The organism is Yoonia sp. (assembly GCF_036770585.1).
GTDB lineage: Bacteria > Pseudomonadota > Alphaproteobacteria > Rhodobacterales > Rhodobacteraceae > Yoonia.
The window spans coordinates 1-17,613 of record NZ_DAIPIW010000053.1 but is presented as its reverse complement, the minus strand read 5'-3'; the positions used below and the strand labels follow the sequence as shown (position 1 = coordinate 17,613).

The following is a 17,613-nucleotide window of genomic DNA, read 5'->3' as shown; positions in this document are numbered from 1 at the left end:
TTTCCCTTCCGCCCGAACTGCGCCCGTTTCTGCATTTTCGAACATGTCTACTTCAGCCGCCCCGACAGCATCGTGGGCGGCCGTTCCGTCTATGAGACCCGCGAGGCGATCGGACGCGAACTGGCCAAGGAAGCGCCCGTCGAGGCCGATCTGGTCTGCCCTGTGCCCGATAGCGGCACACCTGCGGCGATCGGCTATTCGCTGCAATCGGGCATTCCCTACGCGATGGGGATCATCCGCAACCAATACATGGGCCGCACCTTCATCGAGCCGACCGAGCAGATCCGCAACATGGGCGTGCGCCTGAAGCTGAACGTCAATCGGGCGCTGATCAAGGGCAAGCGGGTGATCCTTGTGGATGACAGCGTCGTGCGCGGGACAACCAGCCGCAAGATCAAGGAGATGATCCTCGATGCCGGCGCGGCCGAGGTGCACTTCCGCATCGCCTCGCCACCGACGGCCTGGCCCTGCTTTTATGGCGTGGACACGCCGCAGCGGGAAAAACTGCTTGCCGCGACCATGTCCGAAGACGAGATGCGCGCGCATCTGGGTGTCGACAGCCTGCGGTTCATCACGCTCGACGGGCTTTACCGCGCGGTGGGCGAAGCCAAGGGGCGTGACCCCAAGGCGCCCGCCTATTGTGACGCCTGTTTCTCGGGCGAATATCCCGTCGCCCCCTCGGACATGATCGAGCAGGGTTTTCAGGCGCGCGTCGCTGCAGAATAGACCGGCGGCCTCCAGCGCCGCTTGGCCATTTCAGCCGCCCTGCACCACTGTTGCGTCGCTGTGGATGCGGCAGGGTCACAAGCGCGTGTAGGGCGATCTTCTGCAACAAGAGCGCTTCACTCTGCCGTGCTGCTCTGACATAAGCCCGCCAAAACAATCGGCGCAGTAAATCAATGGCAGAAACAGTGAATGACGTTGCAGCGGCGGCTGCCACGCAACAAGACGTTCTCGACATGCAGACATTGCAGGTGCTGGGCGTGATGCAGGCCCATGACGGTCTGGCCGCCCTGATCCGGTCAGAGCGTGGCGAGATTGCCCGCGTTCTTGTCGGGGAAGAGGTGTTCGGCATGATGATCACGGCGATCGGCGACGACAGCGTGATCCTGACCAACCGGCAGGGACAGACCGAAGCGCTGGCAATCCCGCAAGGCTAGGCACTTGACCTCTGCCGCAGTTCGGCACATGAGGCAGCCATGACACAGATTGCCCTGATCACCGGCGCATCCCGTGGCCTCGGGGCCGCGCTTGCCCGCGCGCTTGCCCCGACCCATCATGTCGTCGCTGTCGCCAAGACGGTCGGCGCGCTGGAAGAGCTGGATGACGCCATTCAGGCGGCAGGCGGTCAGGCGACGCTTGCGCCCATGGACATCACCGTCGACGCAGCGATGCAGCAACTTTGCCGCGGTATCTTTGACCGCTGGGGCAAGCTTGATCTCTGGGTGCATACGGCAGTCCATGCGGCCCCGCTTGCGCCTGCCGGGCACATCGGGGCGAAAGATTTTGCCAAGTCATTTCAGGTCAACGTCGAAGCGACATCGCGACTTATTTCCTATGTCAGCCCGCTCTTGGGCGCAAAGGGGCACGCCGTCTTCTTCGATGATGCGCGCGGCGGCGAACAGTTTTTCGGCGCCTATGGTGCCAGCAAGGCGGCCCAGATCGCCCTTGCCCGCAGTTGGCACGCCGAGAGCGTGAAGACAGGGCCCAAGGTCAGCATCCTGCACCCTGCGCCGATGCCCACCAGCACCCGTGCGCGGTTTTATCCCGGCGAGGACCGGACACAGCTGACCGGCACGACACAGGAAGCGGCGCGCCTGCTGCCCGCGATCCTCGACCCGCGCGGCTAGCGGGACCCGATCACCCCAGAAAACCGTTGCAGGCGCACCCCGTTTGTCTGTCTGCGCGCGCCCATGTGCTTGCCGCTCTGCGATCCCTGCCCTAGGAACAAGCCAGATGGCAAAAGGGGGCTTCATGCGCATTCTCATCACCAACGACGACGGGATCAATGCACCTGGTCTGCAGGTCCTGAGCGACATCGCCCATGAGATCGCGGGGGCGAATGGCGAAGTCTGGACGGTCGCACCCGCATTCGAGCAATCGGGCGTCGGTCACTGCATCAGCTATACCCACCCCACGATGATCGCCGAACTTGGCCCGCGCCGCTTTGCCGCCGAGGGGTCTCCGGCCGATTGCGTGATTGCGGGTCTCTATCACGTCATGAAGGATGCGCCGCCCGACCTGATCCTGTCGGGTGTCAATCGCGGCAACAACGCCGCCGAGAACACCCTCTATTCCGGCACGGTCGGCGCCTGTATCGAGGCCGCCCTGCAAGGTGTCCCTTCGATTGCGCTGTCGCAGTTCTACGGGCCCGAGAACGCCGATCTGGCCAATCCCTTCGAGGCAGCGGCCAAGCATGGCGCGGTGACAATACGTGCGCTGATGGATGACAGCCTGTGGGACAAGGAAGACTACCAGCCCTTCTATAACGTGAACTTTCCCCCCGTCCCCGCTGAACAGGTCAAGGGCCTGCAAGCCACGACCCAAGGCTTTCGCCTGAACACGCGCTTTCGTGCCGAGGCGCAGACCTCGCCCAATGGGCGCCAGTTTCTTTGGGTGCGCGGCGGCCCGCAACATGAACCGACAGCCCCCGGCACAGACGCCGCAGCCAATCTTGACGGCTATATCTCGATCACCCCAATGCGGGCCGACCTGACCGACTATGCGATGGTGGCACGCCTCAAGGGCATCCTTTCTTGACCTTCGACGCGGAAACCAAGATGCAGTTTCTTTACGCCTTGCGCAGCAAGGGCGTGACGGACGCGCGCGTGCTGACCGCGATGGAACAGGTCGATCGCGCCCACTATGTCCGTGGCACCTTTGCGGACCGCGCCTATGACGACATGCCGCTGCCGATTGCCTGCGGCCAGACGATCAGCCAGCCTTCGGTTGTGGGCCTGATGACGCAGGCCCTGCAAGTCACCCCGCGCGACAAGGTGCTCGAAATCGGGACCGGCTCGGGCTATCAGGCGGCGATCCTCAGCAAGTTGGCCCGGCGGGTCTATACCGTCGACCGCTACCGTCGCCTTGTGCAGGCCGCCCGCGCCGTGTTCGAGGCAAACGACATCACCAATATCACCACCTTCACCGCCGACGGCAGCCACGGCTTCGCCGAACAGGCCCCCTTCGACCGCATTCTGGTCACCGCCGCCGCCGAGGACCCGCCGGGCCCCCTTTTGGCGCAACTCAAGGTGGGCGGGATCATGGTCTTGCCCGTGGGGCAGTCCGATGCGGTGCAAAGCCTGATCCGCGTGCAGCGCACCGCAGAGGGCTTTGACTATGATGAATTACGCAGCGTCCGGTTTGTGCCCTTGCTTGAAGGGCTTGGAGAAGAGTAAACTCGCTGCAAAACAAGAGTGCCCCGCCGCAAGGGGTGGCTTGGCAAAAAAGGAGCGGTAGGATGGCGATCGGGCAGAGGCCAATCAAGCGCATGATGATGACGGGTGCCGCGGTCGTGGCGCTGAGTGCCTGTTCCGACTTCGACGTGGACCTGCGCGGTCTCGGGAACGGCTTCGATACAAGCGACGCCGTCCAGTCGCTGCCGGACCGGCCACGCCCGGATGACCGGGGCGTGATCTCTTACCCGAACTATCAGGTTGTCGTCGCCCGCCAGAACGACACGATCCGCGGGATCGCGATCCGTCTTGGCCTCGATGCGCAGGCACTTGCCGATTTCAACGGCATCGCCCCTGACGTGATCCTGCGACAGGGCGAGATCGTGGCCCTGCCCGCCCGTGTGGCCGAACCCTCGCCCGCGACAGGCGCGATCAGCACCGGTCCGATCCAGCCGCTTGATGTGACAGCCATTGCCACAAGCGCGCTTGACCGCGCAGATGCCAATCCTGCCCCCGCCGCCGCCGCACAACCGGCGCCCGCGCCCACCCCCAATGCACAGCGCGGCACCGAGCCGATCCGCCACCAGGTCCAGCGCGGTGAGACCGTCTTCTCGATCTCGCGGCTGTATAACGTGCCGGTGACGGCAATTGCGGAATGGAATGGGCTCGATTCTGAATTCACCATCCGCGAAAACCAGTACCTTCTGATCCCGCAAGCTGGTGCCACGCCCCCTGCGCGGGTCTCGGCACCCGGTGCAGGCACCCAGACGCCGGTGCCGCCAAGTGCCGCGACACCATTGCCGGAGGCATCATCAGCGACCGCGCCTGCGGCGGCCTCCACCACCACTGCCCCGGCGGCCCCTGATCTGGGAACACCCGCACCTGCCACCAGCAGCGCGCGCTTTGCCATGCCGTTGCAGGGGTCGATCATCCGGGCCTATGCCCCGGGTTCGAACGAGGGTATCGACATCAGCGCGGCAGCCGGGGCGGAAGTGCGTGCGGCAGGGTCAGGGACCGTTGCCGCCGTGACCACCGACACCAGCGGGGGCGGTATCGTAGTCATCCGCCACAATGACGGGCTGCTGACGGTCTACACGCAATTGACCGATCTTGCCGTCTCGAAAGATGACAGCGTCAGCCAGGGTCAGGTGATCGCCAAGGTCCGCGCGGGCAATCCAAGCTTCCTGCATTTCGAGGTGCGGCGTGGCTTGCAGAGCCTCGATCCGACAGACTACCTGCCCTGATCAGGACAGGGTCACGCCCTTGCGGCCAGCAAGATCGGTGAAATACTGCCAGGCCACACGGCCCGACCGGCTGCCGCGCGTCGCCTGCCATTCGATGGCTTCGGCGCGAAGTGTCGCGTCGTCGATCGCAACGCCATAAGCATCGCAATAGCCACGGATCATGCGCAGATATTCATCCTGATCGCAGGGATGGAACCCCAGCCAAAGGCCGAAACGGTCAGAGAGCGAGACTTTTTCCTCGACCGCCTCGGACGGGGAGATCGCGGATGAACGTTCATTTTCGATCATGTCGCGCGGCATCAGATGGCGGCGGTTCGATGTGGCATAAAGCACGACATTGTCGGGCCGCCCCTCGATCCCGCCATCCAGCACCGCCTTCAGCGACTTGTAATGCGCGTCGTCATGGCCGAAGGACAGGTCGTCGCAAAACATGATGAACCGCGCCGAGGCCCCGCGCAGCAGGTTCAGGCAGCGCCCGATGCTTGGAAGATCCTCGCGCTGGACCTCCACGATCTTGAGCGCGGGATAATCCGCATGAACGGCGCCATGCACCGCCTTGACAAGGCTGGATTTTCCCATGCCCCGCGCACCCCAGAGAAGCGCATTGTTCGCAGGCAGACCAGCCGCGAACTGGCGCGTATTGGCCAAGAGCGTATCACGCGACCGATCCACGCCGACCAAAAGGCCGACATCCACGCGGTTGACCTTTGCGACCGGCTCTAACCTGTCGGGGTCGGTATGCCAGACAAAGGCCGAGGCTTCCGCGAACGCGGGCGCAGGCTGCGGTGCAGGACGCAGACGTTCCAGCGCGTCTGCGATCCGGCGCAATTCCTTGTCGCTCACGATTTCGACCCTTGGCCGGGCTCTTCGACATCCAGATCATCGTCGATATCGAACAGGCTTTCGTTCTCGCCGATCACCCCATCCGCACGGGCCTGACGGTCCTTCTTGCGCTCGACCGCCGCGACCAGATGGATCGAGATTTCATAAAGTCCGAAAACCACCACAAAGAGGATGATCTGCGTCACCACATCAGGCGGGGTCACAAGGGCCGCGACCACCAGAATGCCCACAACAGCGTATTTGCGCGTGCCGCGCAGCCCGCGCGAACTTGCAAGTCCCGCCGACCCCATCAGGGTCAGCAGAACGGGCAGTTGAAAGCACAGCCCGAAGGCCACGATCATCTTCAGCGTGATATCGAGTGTCTCGTTCACCTTGCCATTGAAAACGATATCCACGCCGCTGTCGGTCTGGGGGGCCAGTGTCGGCGGCAAGGTCAGAGTTTCGCCGCCCGCGGATGGCAACAGCCCGGCCCCCGGCGGCGTCGGGACGGCATCCGCCATGATCGCGGTCACAAAGGACGGCAGATCCGCGAAGCCGAGAAAGAAGGCCATCGCAAGCGGCACCACGATATAATGGGCGAATGAAGCACCCAGAATGAAAAGCGCCGGCGAGGCGATGATGAAGGGCAGAAAGGCGTCCTTTTCCTTGCGATAAAGGCCGGGCGCTACAAAGCGCCACATCTGGTAGGCGATGACAGGAAATGCCAGCGCCAGCCCGCCGACGACCGAAATCCGGATCAGGGTAAAGAAATATTCCTGCGGGGCGGTGTATTGCATCACGGGGTTCGGGTTGCCGAGGTCCCGCATCGTCTTTTCGATCGGCCCCAGCAGGAAATCCAGCAACTGGCTTCCGAAACTGAAACAGATGATCATGGCGACAAGAAACGCCATGACCGAGTAGATCAGCCGCGTGCGCAACTCGGCCAGATGCTCGATCAGCGGGGCAGAGCTGTCTTCGATCTCGTCTTGGGTGCTCATGATCTTTTCTCGGGTTCGGGGGCGTCGCTTGCCTCGGCCGGCAGGGGCGCATCGGCGTCAGCCCCGACAGAGGCGGCTTCCTCGGCTTCTTTCGACTGACGCTTCAGGGCCGCCTCGGCCATCGCCTTGCTCATCTTTTCCTTGGCGGCCTGACGTTCTTCCGACAGGGCCTGCGTGGCAGGGCCCTTGGTCATGCCGGTCGCTTCCTTCAGCTTGTCGGTGCCGAACTTGGTCGGATTGGCGGCAGCACTGATCGACTTCGAGATATCCTTGACGCCGGATTCATTGGCCGCCTGATCCATGGCGCGGCTGAACTCGCGCGCCATCATCCGGGCCTTGCCGGTAAACTGACCCATCGTGCGGAACAGTCCCGGCAGGTCCTTTGGCCCGATCACGATCAGGGCCACGATGCCGATCACCATCATTTCGCCTGCGCCGAGACCAAACATCGGGGACTGTCCTTAGCTATTGTGAGTGCAGGAAATCAGGCTTTGTCTTTTTCTTCTTCGGGGGTGACATCCTTGGCCTCGGCCATGCCATCCTCGAGTTCTTTCTTGCCGTCATCCACGCCTTTCTTGAAGGCCGTGATACCTTTGCCGACTTCGCCCATCAGGCTGGAAATCTTGCCGCGTCCGAACAAGACCAGCACGACGACAGCGATCAAAAGCAGACCGGGAAGACCAATATTGTTGAGCATCTCTCTCTCCTATTGCGGGTCGCACCCGCGCGGGTTTCCAATGACTACCTAGGCAAATAGGGCCGCAAAGGCGCTTTGGAAAGCAGGAAAGTAGAAATCAGGCGTATCGAAGCCCCTTTTTTTCATGGGTTTTTCACTTTTTATGACACAAAATTGTCAGTTGCCAGAAAACTGGCAAAATATGAGTGAACGCAAAGGGGGAATCACATGCGCCGCGCCGACCGACTGATGAAGCTTGTCCAGATCCTGCGGGACGGGACGCTGCACAAGGCCGCCGATCTTGCGGCGGCCACCGATGTCTCGTTGCGCAGCATTTACCGCGACATGGAAACCCTTGCCGCCTCTGGCGTCCCGATCGAGGGCGAGCGGGGGATCGGTTACCGCGTCACCGCCGCGATCACCCTGCCCCCGCTGAACCTGACCATGACCGAGATGGAGGCGCTGCACATCGGTCTCATGGCTGTCGGCGCAAGCGACGACACCGAACTGTCGGGTGCGGCCAAGGCGCTGCTTGCCAAACTCGATGCCGTCACCCCCGAAGACCGCAGCCGCGCGCCGCAGGGCAGCGGCTTTGCGATCTACCCCTTTGCCGATGCGGCGCGCGGCTTTCAGCACCTGCCGGTGCTGCGCCAGGCGATGCGGACCCGCCAGAAGCTGGAGGTCGAGATCGAGGGCCAGAACCGCATCGTCAGGCCCCTGCAACTTGACTATTGGGGGCGGCTTTGGACCTGTGTCGTCTGGTGCGAGGCAACCCGCGATTTCGACGACCTGCGCGTCGATCAGATCAAGCGCTTGCGGGTGCTGCCCAGTCTCTTTGTGGACGAGGACGGAAAATCGCTGAAGGACTACAACCTCCGCAAGCGCCCCTGATCACAACCAGTCGGCATAGCAGATGATCGGGCGGAAGTAGGCGACCATGCGCATTTGACCCGCGACGGCCCCCCATGGGGCGACACCGTGCAGAAGGTGCCGGTCCAGCAGGATCGCCTGCCCGGGTGCTGCATGAACCGCGACCCTTTCGCAGGTGTCGAAGACCTTGCGGCGGGTCTCTTGATAGATCTCGGTGACGTCGACATCGCCCCAGACCGCGGGCGCAAGGCCGGCGAAAGCCCGCGCAAAGCCTTCTTGCATCAGGCGATGACTGCCTTTCCAGACGACGAGCGGACTGGCTGCGCAGTCATTCAACGCAAGCCCCAGAATGAACCCGTGCGGTTCGCGCAGGTGGCGACGCTTTTGGGGTCCTTCCGGCAACAACCCGTCGACATGGGCCGCATCGCGGTGCAAGCGATAGCGGTGGGCTGCATCGCTTTCGTCCGCGTCCTGTCGCGGATAGCCGGGGAAGACAACTGACAACTGGGCGGCATGCCAGCTGTCGGGCTGCTTGATATGCTCCAGAAATGGCCCCCGCAGCGGCACCCCGCTGACGCTGCCGTCACTGGCGTTCGGCAAGGCATCGACACCCACGAACCACGTCTCGCCATGGCGCCGCTCGCCGCCTCCGGCAAGCACCGTCAAGGCGGCTTGATGGGCGGCCTCGGCCCAAGCCAAGGTCTCGGCGTTCGGGTCGAAGACGACGAAACCATCCTCGGCAAGCGCCCGCGTCACCATCCCAGCGCCTTGCGCAGCATGTTCAACGCCACAAGGGTCAGGAAGACCCCGAAGGTCCGCCTCAGCGCGCCAGCGTCCAGCCGATGCGCCAAAGCCGCACCCCATGGTGAGGTCAAGAGTGTCGTTGTCACGATCAGGCCGAAGGCAAGCAGATTGACTGCACCAATGGTAAACGGCGGTGCGACGGCGATGTCGACCATCATGAAGCCGATCACCGAAGGCACGGCGATGACGAGACCAAATCCGGCGGCGGTCGCAACCGCGCGATGGATCGGCACGTTGTATAGGGTCATCAGCGGCACCCCGAACGATCCGCCCCCGATCCCCATCAACGACGACAGAAATCCCACGGCAGGCGACAGAATGGCCCGCAAGAGCCCTGTCGGCATCACTGGGGCAATGCGCCAGCCGGCTGTGCCCAGCGTCATGTAAAGTCCGACAAGAACCGCCAGAACGCCAAAAATCAGCAAAAGCAGGTCCGAGCGCAGCGAGGCGGCGACTAGCACCCCCAAAAGGGCACCCAGCGCGATGCCGATGGACCACGACTTGAGAATGTCCCAGTCCACGGCACCTGTCCTGTGATGCGCCGCAAGCGAGCGCAGCGAGGTCACGACGATGGTTGCCAAAGAGGTTGCGATACAAAGCTGCATCACCTGCGGGCTGTCGAACCCCAAGGCCGTGAAGACATAAAGCAAGGCAGGCACCAGAACGATGCCGCCTCCGACACCCAAGAGGCCCGCCAGCACACCTGCAAAGGCCCCGACGGCCAGAAAGAACGCGGCCATCGCGGCCAGCAATCCCATGTCGTCCATTCCAATCCCTTTCAGCCCACCACAGCAAGCGCGCTTGCTCAACGTCCCACCGGACGATCTGCCGCAATTGCCATCAGGTGACAAGTGACGCCCCGACGAACGCGCAAAAGCATCCCTGGTTGCCCAGGGTTCGCTGCCGATCTCGTGACCGCCCAGAGAATCGCACCTTGCGCCAGATCCCGGCGAATTGGGGGCCAGCCCGAGCGCAAAATTCCAGTATACCTTGGGATGCGAAAAAATACTTTGATAGCAGAGGCATAGGAACCTTGAGGAAATCGTGCAGAAACAAACTTTCTCAAGATTATTTCTTGAAGTAATTTTTTTTCGCGCAATGTTATTGCTTGTCAGTCGTGCCATAAGGAACAAAGAAACCTTGCGGTGCGGTCGGGGGGATGGTCGCCTTGCGGCCCTGTGGGGAAGTCTGAGGACAAATTGACATGATTAAATCGATCCTCGTTCCCGTGCGTGGAGACGGTATGGTCGCGACCGTCCTTGCCCATGCCGCTGTCCTTGCCAAGCGGCACGGTGCGATCGTCAATGTCGTGCACTGCCGCGCACAGGCGAAAGATCTGATGCCGCAGGGGATCCCGCTGAACGACTTTGCCCGCAAGGTCATGATGGAGCAGGCCGTCGAACTCGCCAACAGGCAAGAGGACCACCTTCGCGGCATCCTGCGCCGTCTGGCGAGGGAATACGGGTTGCATGACGGCGAAAGCGCGGACGGTCTTGTCACCTGCACCTTTGCCGAGGAACCCGGACGCATGGCGGATGTCGTCAAACACGCAGGCCGCCTGTCTGACCTCATCGTGCTTCCCAAACCGCAACGCGAACGCAACCTCGGCCAAAGCTCGCTGAAATCGGCACTCTTCAGCGCTGGACGGCCGACGCTGATATGCCCGCCAGAGTTGAAGCCGGACGACACCTTTGGCCGACATGTCGCCATCGGCTGGAACGGGTCCCTGCCTGCCGCGCGCGCGGTTGCGTCCTCGCTGGATATCGTCGCTGCGGCCGAAAAGGTCAGTATTCTAACGGGCGGCAAAGCAGAACCGCATAGCCCGACGGCGGATGATCTGCTAGCCTATTACTCATTGCGGGGCATTTCCGCAGAGATAGTGCGTTTCGAAAACAAGGACCCTGCCACGGGTCTGCTTACAACCTGTAATAGTATAGGCGCCAGCCTGCTTGTGATCGGTGCATTCAGTCACAGCCATGAAACAGAGATGCTCTTCGGTGGCAACACCGAGCGAATCGTGGACCAAACCATCATGCCAATTCTGATGGCGCACTGACCGGGACAGTTTCCCCGGCGACGGCCGATGCAATGCGAGGTTCGCTTGCCGTGTAACGAAATCAGCGCCGTTTGCGCAACCTGAACGTCAATAAATTATGGTCAAAACAACTGGGAGTACCACCGATGACATTCACCAAGAGAACCATGTTGCAGTTTGCGCTTTGCGGGTCGCTCGCCGCTTTGCCGATGTCGGCCTTTGCGCAGGGCTGGGAACCCACACGCCCGATCGACTTTACGATCATGGCCGGACCCGGTGGCGGCGCTGACCAGATCGCGCGCTTCGTCCAATCGGTCGTCGAGGCCAACGACATGTCCAACCGACCACTGATCCCGACGAACCGTGGCGGCGGCTCTGGTGCCGAGGCCCTGCTGCATCTCAAGGACGCGCGTGATCCCGACCACACCATCATGGTGACGCTCAACTCGTTCTACACCACGCCGATCCGCCAAGAGGGTCTTGGCATCGATGTCGAGACCTTCACACCGATCACGATGATGGGCGTCGATCCCTTCGTGCTCTGGGTCCATCGCGAGTCGGGCATTACCACTTTCGACGAATTCCTTGCGAAGGTCCGCGAGATGGACGGCGAATATGTGATGGGCGGCACCGGGACCGGGCAGGAGGACTCGATCGTCATTGCGTTCATGTCCGGGGCCTTTGATCTGGACGTCAAATACATTCCCTATGACGGCGGCGGTGCCGTGGCGCGTGACCTTGCCGGTCAGCAGATCATGGCGACCGTGAACAATCCGTCCGAAGTCAAGGGTTTCTACGAGGCCGGCGATGTCGTCCCGCTCTTGCAGTTCTCGGACGAACGGATGGATACCTTCCCCGATATCCCCACGATGAAGGAACTGGGCCACGACTTCTCGTACTACAACCAGCGTGCCATCGTCGGTGCCCCAGGCATGTCGGACGAGGCGGCAGCCTACTACCGCGCACTCTTCGGGCAGGTTTACGAAAGCGCTCAGTGGCAGGATTATCTTGTCTCCGAAAGCATGGCGCCACTGCCCATGGATGAGGCCGAAACCCGCGCCTATTGGGCAACCCAGGTTGCCAACCATCGCCAGCTTCTGGCCGAAATCGGCGGTTGACGCGAAACCATAGAAAAGGGGGCAGTCATGCGCCAAGGTGAGATCACGCTTGCAGGGCTGCTTGCCCTCTTTTCGCTTTATCTGATGTGGAAGAGTACCGAACTTCCCATCGGCTATATTCGCGGACAAGGCCCGGGCGGCGGCTTCTGGCCCTTCTGGCTGTCGTGCGGGATGCTTCTGAGCTGCGTTGCGATTGCATGGAACTGGTGGCGGGGGACATCCCCCGCCGCCGTGTCGGACGAGCCGCTGATGGACAGCTTCGGATGGCGCACGATCATCCTAGTCGCGGGCGGTATCATCGGCTTTGTCGCGCTGATCTCGGTGGTGTCCATGTATGGGGCGGTTGCGCTCTTTCTGGTCTACTACCTGCGGTTTCTCGGGCGACATTCCTGGCCGCTGGTGCTTGTGATCTCCATCGGCACGCCGATTGCGCTTTTCTTCTTCTTCGAAGGCGCGATGCAGATCTCGATGCCGCAGGGCATGCGCTTTACGCAGCCTTTCTTCGATCTGATGTACGACATCATCTACTGACCCTGGCAAAGCAAAGTAATCCCAAATGGAAGTTTTGACATTTCTCGGAAGCGGCATCCTGACCGCGCTGGAACCGATCAACCTGATGTTGATCGTGATCGGCGTCACGGTCGGGCTTTTCATCGGGGCCATGCCGGGGCTGGGATCGGTGAACGGCGTGGCGATCCTCTTGCCGATCACCTTTCTGGTCCCGCCCACATCGGCGATCATCTTTCTTGCGGCGATCTATTACGGGGCGATGTATGGCGGGGCGATATCCTCGATCACACTGGGCATCCCCGGCGCGTCCACGGCGGTTGCAACCACCTTCGACGGGCGACCGCTTGCCTTGCAGGGCCGTGCCAGTCTGGCGCTGGTGACGGCTGCTTTGGCCTCTTTCGTCGGCGGCACGGTGGCGACGATCTTCTTCAGCCTCTTCGCCCCCGTCCTGGCCAGTGTCGCGCTCAATTTCGGCCCGCCCGAGATTTTCGCGCTGATGCTGCTGGCCTTTGCAACCTTCATCGGCCTTGGCGGCGACGACATTCCCAAGACCGTCTTTTCGATCTGCTTTGGACTGGTGCTTGCCACCGTGGGCTTCGACACGATTTCAGGCGAGCCACGGCTGGTGCTTTTCGACATCTCCGGCTTTTTGCGGGGGATCGGCTTTATCGTTCTGGCGATCGGTGTCTACGGCATCGGTGAAATGCTCTGGACGATCGAGCAGACCCGCGGCGAGATCACGACGACCAATCCCAGAATGACCTTCAAGGGTCTGGTCTCGGACACGCGCGAGGCGGTCCGGCGCGGCTGGAAAGGCACATGGATCGGGTCCCTGCTGGGCTTCTTTGTCGGCGTCCTGCCCGCTGCCGGTGCGACGCCGGGATCGCTGATGTCCTATGGCGTGGCCAAGATGGTTTCGCGCAGGCCGGAAGAATACGGCAAGGGCTCGCCTGACGGTGTCGCGGCACCCGAGGCGGCCAACAACTCTGCTTCGACCGGTGCGATGCTGCCGATGCTGACGCTGGGTATTCCCGGCTCGCCCACCACCGCGATCCTGCTGGGCGGCATGGTGATCTGGGGGCTGACCCCGGGACCGCGCCTTTTCGTGGACGAAAGCGAGCTGGTCTGGGGGCTGATCGGGTCCTTTTATGTTTCAAATGTGGTGGCGGTCCTGATCAACCTGTCGTTCATCCCGCTTTTCGTCTGGATGTTGCGGATGCCCTTCACGATCCTTGCGCCGATGATCTTCGTGCTCTCCATCGTCGGAGGTTTCGCGGCATCGCGCAGCATGCACGACCTTTGGCTGATCGTGATCTTCGGTATCGCCGCCTTTTTCATGCGCAAGTTCGACTATCCGCTGGCCCCTGCCGTGCTGGCGATCGTGCTGGGTCCGATTGCCGAACCGACGCTGCGCCAGTCGCTGCTGTTGTCATCAGGTGATCCGGCGATCTTCTTCACGCGGCCCATCGCAGGGCCGATCACGATCATCGCCATCGTTCTGATCCTGCTTCCCGCGTTCAAGCTGTTGCGCCGCAGACGCGCGGTGGCGGAAAGCTGAAGATCACATTATGACAGGACCTGCGGGTCCTCCGCGCGCAACCAACAAAGACATGTGAGAGACAAGATGCAAACAATTGCAGACCTGATCCAGCGTCACCCTGACGCATCCGATGCCATTGGCGCGCCCGGACGTGACTGGATGACCTATGGCGATCTCAAGACCCTGTCCGAGAACGTCCGAAAGGCATTGCGCGCCGCGGGCATCGGTGCAAGCGACCGCGTGGCCATCGTCCTGCCCAATGGGCCGGAAATGGCCGCCGCCTTCATCACCGTTGCCCAGTCAGCGACGACGGCCCCCTTGAACCCCGCCTACAAGGAAGACGAATTCGCCTTCTATCTCGAAGACCTCAAGGCGCGCGCCATCATCGTCGAGGCAGGCTATGACGGCCCTGCCCTTGCCGCGGCCAATCGCTTTGGGCTGGTCGTCCTTGCGCTGACCGCGACAGAGCCTGCGGGCAGCTTCACGCTTTCCACCACGACGACGGATCCGGTCGCGGATTCGACGCCGACAGCGGATGACATCGCATTGATCCTGCACACATCCGGCACAACATCGCGTCCCAAGATCGTGCCGCTCTTGCAGTCGAATGTCGCGGCATCGGCCGTTCACATCCGCGACTCGCTGGCGTTGACGGCGGACGACCGTTGCCTGAACGTCATGCCGCTCTTCCATATTCATGGCCTTGTCGCGGCTGTCAGCGCCTCGCTGTCGGCCGGTGCCTCGATCAGCTGCGCCCCGGGCTTTGATGCGCTGAAGTTCTTTGGCTGGCTCGATGAGGTCGATCCGACATGGTACACCGCCGTGCCGACCATGCATCAGGCGATCCTCGCGCGCGCAGGGCGCAACGCCGATATCATCAAGAAGGCGCGGCTGCGCTTTCTGCGGACTTCGTCATCGTCATTGCCCGGTCCGGTCATGACCCAACTGGCCGAAACCTTCGGTGCGCCTGTGGTCGAGGCCTACGGCATGACCGAGGCCGCCCACCAGATGTGCTGCAACCCCATCGAACCCGGTCGCCAGAAACCCGGTGCTGTCGGCCTGCCCGCCGGCCCCGAGGTCCGCATCGCGCATGAGGTCGAAAACCGCCTGATCGACGGCGTCGGCGAGATTGCGATTTCGGGCCCCAACGTGACACCCGGCTACGAAGGCAATCCCGAAGCAAACGAAAAGAACTTTTTCGAGGCCAATGGCAAGCGCTGGTTCCGCACCGGCGATCAGGGCGCCTTCGACGCCGATGGCTATCTGTCGCTGACCGGCCGCCTGAAGGAAATCATCAACCGCGGCGGCGAAAAGATCAGCCCGCTCGAAGTCGATGGTGTCCTGTCCGACCATCCGGCCGTGGCGCAATGCGTGACCTTCGCGATCCCGCACGACAAGCTGGGCGAAGAGGTCGGCGCCGCCGTGGTCCTCAAAGAGGGCCAGTCCGCCACTGACCGCGACATCCGCGATTTCGCCAGTCAACAGCTTGCCGCCTTCAAAGTGCCGCGCAAGATATTGATACTGGATGAAATTCCCAAAGGGGCGACAGGCAAGCTCCAGCGGATCGGCCTTGCCGAGAAACTCGGACTGGGCTGAGGAGACCGCAATGAAGATCTGTATTTTCGGCGCCGGTGCGATCGGCGGATACATGGGTGCAAAACTGGCCGAGGCCGGTGCGGATGTCAGCCTCGTCGCGCGCGGCCCGCATCTGGAGGCGATGCGCACCAACGGCCTGCGCCTGATCGAGGAAGACCGCGAGACCACTGTCAAGGTGACCGCCTCGGACAAGGCAGCCGACCTCGGCCCGCAGGACTATGTGATCGTCACGCTCAAGGCGCATTCCGTCCCGCCCGTGGTGCCCAAGATGCAAGCGTTGATCGGGGACAGCACAACGATCGTCTCTGGCGTGAATGGTGTCCCGTGGTGGTATTTTCACAAGGTCGAAGGACCGCTCGAGGGGACCCGACTGGAAAGCGTGGACCCCGGCAATGCCCAATGGGATGGCTTCGGTCCTGACCGCGTGCTCGGCTGCGTGGTCTATCCGGCGGCCGAAGTGATCGCGCCGGGCGTTGTCAAACACATCGAAGGCAACCGCTTTTCGCTTGGCGAACCAGACGGGTCCAAGTCCGACCGGGCGCTCGCCTTGTCACAGGCATTGGGTGCCGCCGGTCTCAAGGCACCGGTCCGGCCCAAGATCCGCGACGAGATCTGGGTCAAGCTTTGGGGCAACCTGTCGTTCAACCCGATCTCGGCGCTGACCCATGCCACACTCGATGTGCTGTGCACCGATACCGGAACGCGCGAGGTCGCGCGCAACATGATGCTCGAAGCGCAGGAAATCGCCGAGAAGCTGGGCGTGAAGTTCCCGATCGACGTCGACCGCCGCATTCAGGGCGGCGCTGATGTCGGTGCGCATAGAACGTCGATGCTGCAGGACCTCGATCAGGGACGCCCGATGGAGATCGACGCGCTGGTCAGATCCGTTCAGGAATTGGGACGGGTGACCGACACGGCGACCCCGACAATCGATACGGTGCTCGCGCTGGTCGCATTGCGGGGCAAGGTGGCAGGTCTGTATTGATCGAGGCGGGTGTCCGGCTCGGTTCCAGTCGTCAGGCCGCTTGTTGCGTCACATGGTCCAGGGCGGCAAGAACAGTCGCGGTCCCTGCCCCATCCACATGGGCGTTTTCCGACAGATGGCGCCGCCAGCCACGCGCGCCCGGGCGACCCTGAAACATGCCCAGCATGTGACGGGTAATCTGCCCAAGCTTGCCACCCTGCCGCAAGTGACCGTCGATATAGGGCAACATCATATGAACGACCTCTTCGGCCGAGCGCTTGGTGGAAGGATCGCCGAACATCCGCGCATCCGCATCCAGCAGGATATCGGCAGGCGTATGATAGGCCGCGCGCCCGATCATCACCCCGTCCATCCCTTTGCGCAGGAAATCCGCCGCCTCGTCCAGCGCGTTGATGCCGCCATTGACGGACAGATGAAGATGGGGAAACAGCCCTTTCATTTCCATGACCAAATCGTAATCGAGCGGCGGGATATCGCGGTTTTCCTTGGGACTCAGCCCTTGCAGCCAAGCCTTGCGGGCGTGGATGGCAAACCGGTCAACCCCCGCTGCCGAGACACGCGCAAGGAAGTCCGGCAGCACCTGCGCGGGGTCCTGATCATCGACACCGATCCTGCATTTGACTGTCACCGGCACAGAGACCGCCCCGATCATGGCCGCGACACAGTCCGCAACAACATCGGGTGTTTCCATCAGAACGGCCCCGAAACTGCCGGACTGCACGCGGTCGGACGGGCAGCCGCAGTTGAGGTTGATCTCTTGATAGCCGAAACCTTCAGCGATGCGCGCCGCCTCTGCAAGTTGCGCCGGATCCGACCCGCCCAACTGTATCGCCACCGGTTGCTCTGCCGGATCGAACCCCAAAAGCCGCGCGCGATCACCATGGATCACCGCAGGCGCCGTGACCATCTCGGTATAAAGCAGCGTGTGACGCGACATCAGCCGGTGCAGATAGCGGCAGTGCCGATCGGTCCAGTCCATCATCGGCGCGCAGGATAATCTAGCATGTTGATTTATTTGCA

At 62.2% G+C, this 17,613-nt stretch carries 20 protein-coding genes; 13 read left to right on the top strand and 7 right to left on the bottom strand.

The window, feature by feature from the left end; translation table 11 throughout:
• The 6 genes from V7N12_RS10180 to V7N12_RS10155 all read left to right on the top strand — a co-directional run.
• A partial coding sequence (locus V7N12_RS10180) for an amidophosphoribosyltransferase (RefSeq protein WP_443089956.1) occupies window positions 1-726 on the top strand: 726 nt, incomplete at its 5' end.
• A gap of 185 nt (window positions 727-911) precedes the next feature.
• Window positions 912-1,160 (top strand): hypothetical protein, encoded by a 249-nt coding sequence (locus tag V7N12_RS10175; protein ID WP_333714414.1) that lies wholly within the window; start codon window positions 912-914, stop codon window positions 1,158-1,160.
• 39 nt (window positions 1,161-1,199) lie between these two features.
• The gene (locus V7N12_RS10170; RefSeq protein WP_333714413.1) at window positions 1,200-1,850 is read left to right on the top strand and encodes an SDR family NAD(P)-dependent oxidoreductase; all 651 of its coding nucleotides are present in this window, start codon (window positions 1,200-1,202) and stop codon (window positions 1,848-1,850) included.
• Between the two features lie 124 nt (window positions 1,851-1,974).
• Entirely contained in the window at window positions 1,975-2,760 is a 786-nt protein-coding gene (gene surE / locus V7N12_RS10165; protein ID WP_333714412.1) for a 5'/3'-nucleotidase SurE, read from the top strand.
• Window positions 2,757-3,398: a protein-L-isoaspartate(D-aspartate) O-methyltransferase gene (locus tag V7N12_RS10160; protein ID WP_333714411.1), complete on the top strand. Its 642-nt coding sequence runs from the start codon at window positions 2,757-2,759 to the stop codon at window positions 3,396-3,398. The genes surE and V7N12_RS10160 overlap by 4 nt, the downstream gene beginning before the upstream one ends.
• 62 nt (window positions 3,399-3,460) lie before the next feature.
• Window positions 3,461-4,639, top strand: a complete 1,179-nt coding sequence (locus V7N12_RS10155) for a M23 family metallopeptidase (protein WP_333714410.1) — start codon at window positions 3,461-3,463, stop codon at window positions 4,637-4,639.
• Here V7N12_RS10155 and V7N12_RS10150 read toward each other — a convergent pair whose 3' ends face one another.
• Genes V7N12_RS10150 through V7N12_RS10135 form a run of 4 tightly spaced genes read right to left on the bottom strand, consistent with a single transcriptional unit; the run spans window position 4,640 to window position 7,156 of the window.
• Window positions 4,640-5,482: an ATP-binding protein gene (locus V7N12_RS10150; RefSeq protein WP_333714409.1), complete on the bottom strand. Its 843-nt coding sequence runs from the start codon at window positions 5,480-5,482 to the stop codon at window positions 4,640-4,642.
• Window positions 5,479-6,459: a twin-arginine translocase subunit TatC gene (gene tatC / locus V7N12_RS10145; protein ID WP_333714408.1), complete on the bottom strand. Its 981-nt coding sequence runs from the start codon at window positions 6,457-6,459 to the stop codon at window positions 5,479-5,481. Before tatC ends, V7N12_RS10150 begins: the two co-directional genes overlap by 4 nt.
• Window positions 6,456-6,908: a Sec-independent protein translocase protein TatB gene (tatB, locus tag V7N12_RS10140; RefSeq protein ID WP_333714407.1), complete on the bottom strand. Its 453-nt coding sequence runs from the start codon at window positions 6,906-6,908 to the stop codon at window positions 6,456-6,458. The genes tatC and tatB overlap by 4 nt, the downstream gene beginning before the upstream one ends.
• 35 nt (window positions 6,909-6,943) lie before the next feature.
• Window positions 6,944-7,156, bottom strand: a complete 213-nt coding sequence (locus V7N12_RS10135) for a twin-arginine translocase TatA/TatE family subunit (protein WP_333714406.1) — start codon at window positions 7,154-7,156, stop codon at window positions 6,944-6,946.
• A gap of 207 nt (window positions 7,157-7,363) precedes the next feature.
• Between V7N12_RS10135 and V7N12_RS10130 the strand changes: the two genes are divergently transcribed.
• Complete coding sequence (locus V7N12_RS10130; RefSeq protein ID WP_333714405.1) at window positions 7,364-8,026, top strand: helix-turn-helix transcriptional regulator; 663 nt, start codon at window positions 7,364-7,366, stop codon at window positions 8,024-8,026.
• On the opposite strand, the gene V7N12_RS10125 is transcribed toward V7N12_RS10130, so the two are convergent.
• Both V7N12_RS10125 and V7N12_RS10120 read right to left on the bottom strand, forming a co-directional pair.
• Window positions 8,027-8,764, bottom strand: coding sequence for a hypothetical protein (locus V7N12_RS10125; protein WP_333714404.1), 738 nt, complete (start codon window positions 8,762-8,764; stop codon window positions 8,027-8,029).
• Entirely contained in the window at window positions 8,758-9,576 is an 819-nt protein-coding gene (locus V7N12_RS10120; RefSeq protein ID WP_333714403.1) for a sulfite exporter TauE/SafE family protein, read from the bottom strand. The genes V7N12_RS10125 and V7N12_RS10120 overlap by 7 nt, the downstream gene beginning before the upstream one ends.
• Before the next feature lie 437 nt (window positions 9,577-10,013).
• Between V7N12_RS10120 and V7N12_RS10115 the strand changes: the two genes are divergently transcribed.
• From V7N12_RS10115 to V7N12_RS10090, 6 genes are all read left to right on the top strand, one after another.
• Window positions 10,014-10,865 carry a universal stress protein gene (locus V7N12_RS10115; protein ID WP_333714402.1) on the top strand — a complete coding sequence of 284 codons (852 nt, stop codon included), beginning with the start codon at window positions 10,014-10,016 and terminating at the stop codon, window positions 10,863-10,865.
• 125 nt (window positions 10,866-10,990) lie between these two features.
• Entirely contained in the window at window positions 10,991-11,962 is a 972-nt protein-coding gene (locus V7N12_RS10110) for a Bug family tripartite tricarboxylate transporter substrate binding protein (protein ID WP_333714401.1), read from the top strand.
• A gap of 27 nt (window positions 11,963-11,989) precedes the next feature.
• The gene (locus tag V7N12_RS10105) at window positions 11,990-12,493 is read left to right on the top strand and encodes a tripartite tricarboxylate transporter TctB family protein (RefSeq protein WP_333714400.1); all 504 of its coding nucleotides are present in this window, start codon (window positions 11,990-11,992) and stop codon (window positions 12,491-12,493) included.
• Window positions 12,494-12,518: 25 nt separating this feature from the next.
• A complete protein-coding gene (locus tag V7N12_RS10100; RefSeq protein WP_333714399.1) occupies window positions 12,519-14,030 on the top strand; it encodes a tripartite tricarboxylate transporter permease in 1,512 nt (503 codons plus the stop codon).
• A 66-nt stretch (window positions 14,031-14,096) separates the two neighbouring features.
• A complete protein-coding gene (locus V7N12_RS10095; RefSeq protein ID WP_333714398.1) occupies window positions 14,097-15,608 on the top strand; it encodes an acyl--CoA ligase in 1,512 nt (503 codons plus the stop codon).
• Window positions 15,609-15,618: 10 nt separating this feature from the next.
• A complete protein-coding gene (locus tag V7N12_RS10090) occupies window positions 15,619-16,593 on the top strand; it encodes a 2-dehydropantoate 2-reductase (RefSeq protein WP_333714397.1) in 975 nt (324 codons plus the stop codon).
• A gap of 31 nt (window positions 16,594-16,624) precedes the next feature.
• Here V7N12_RS10090 and dusA read toward each other — a convergent pair whose 3' ends face one another.
• Window positions 16,625-17,608, bottom strand: a complete 984-nt coding sequence (gene dusA / locus V7N12_RS10085; RefSeq protein WP_333714415.1) for a tRNA dihydrouridine(20/20a) synthase DusA — start codon at window positions 17,606-17,608, stop codon at window positions 16,625-16,627.
• Window positions 17,609-17,613: the final 5 nt, after the last annotated feature.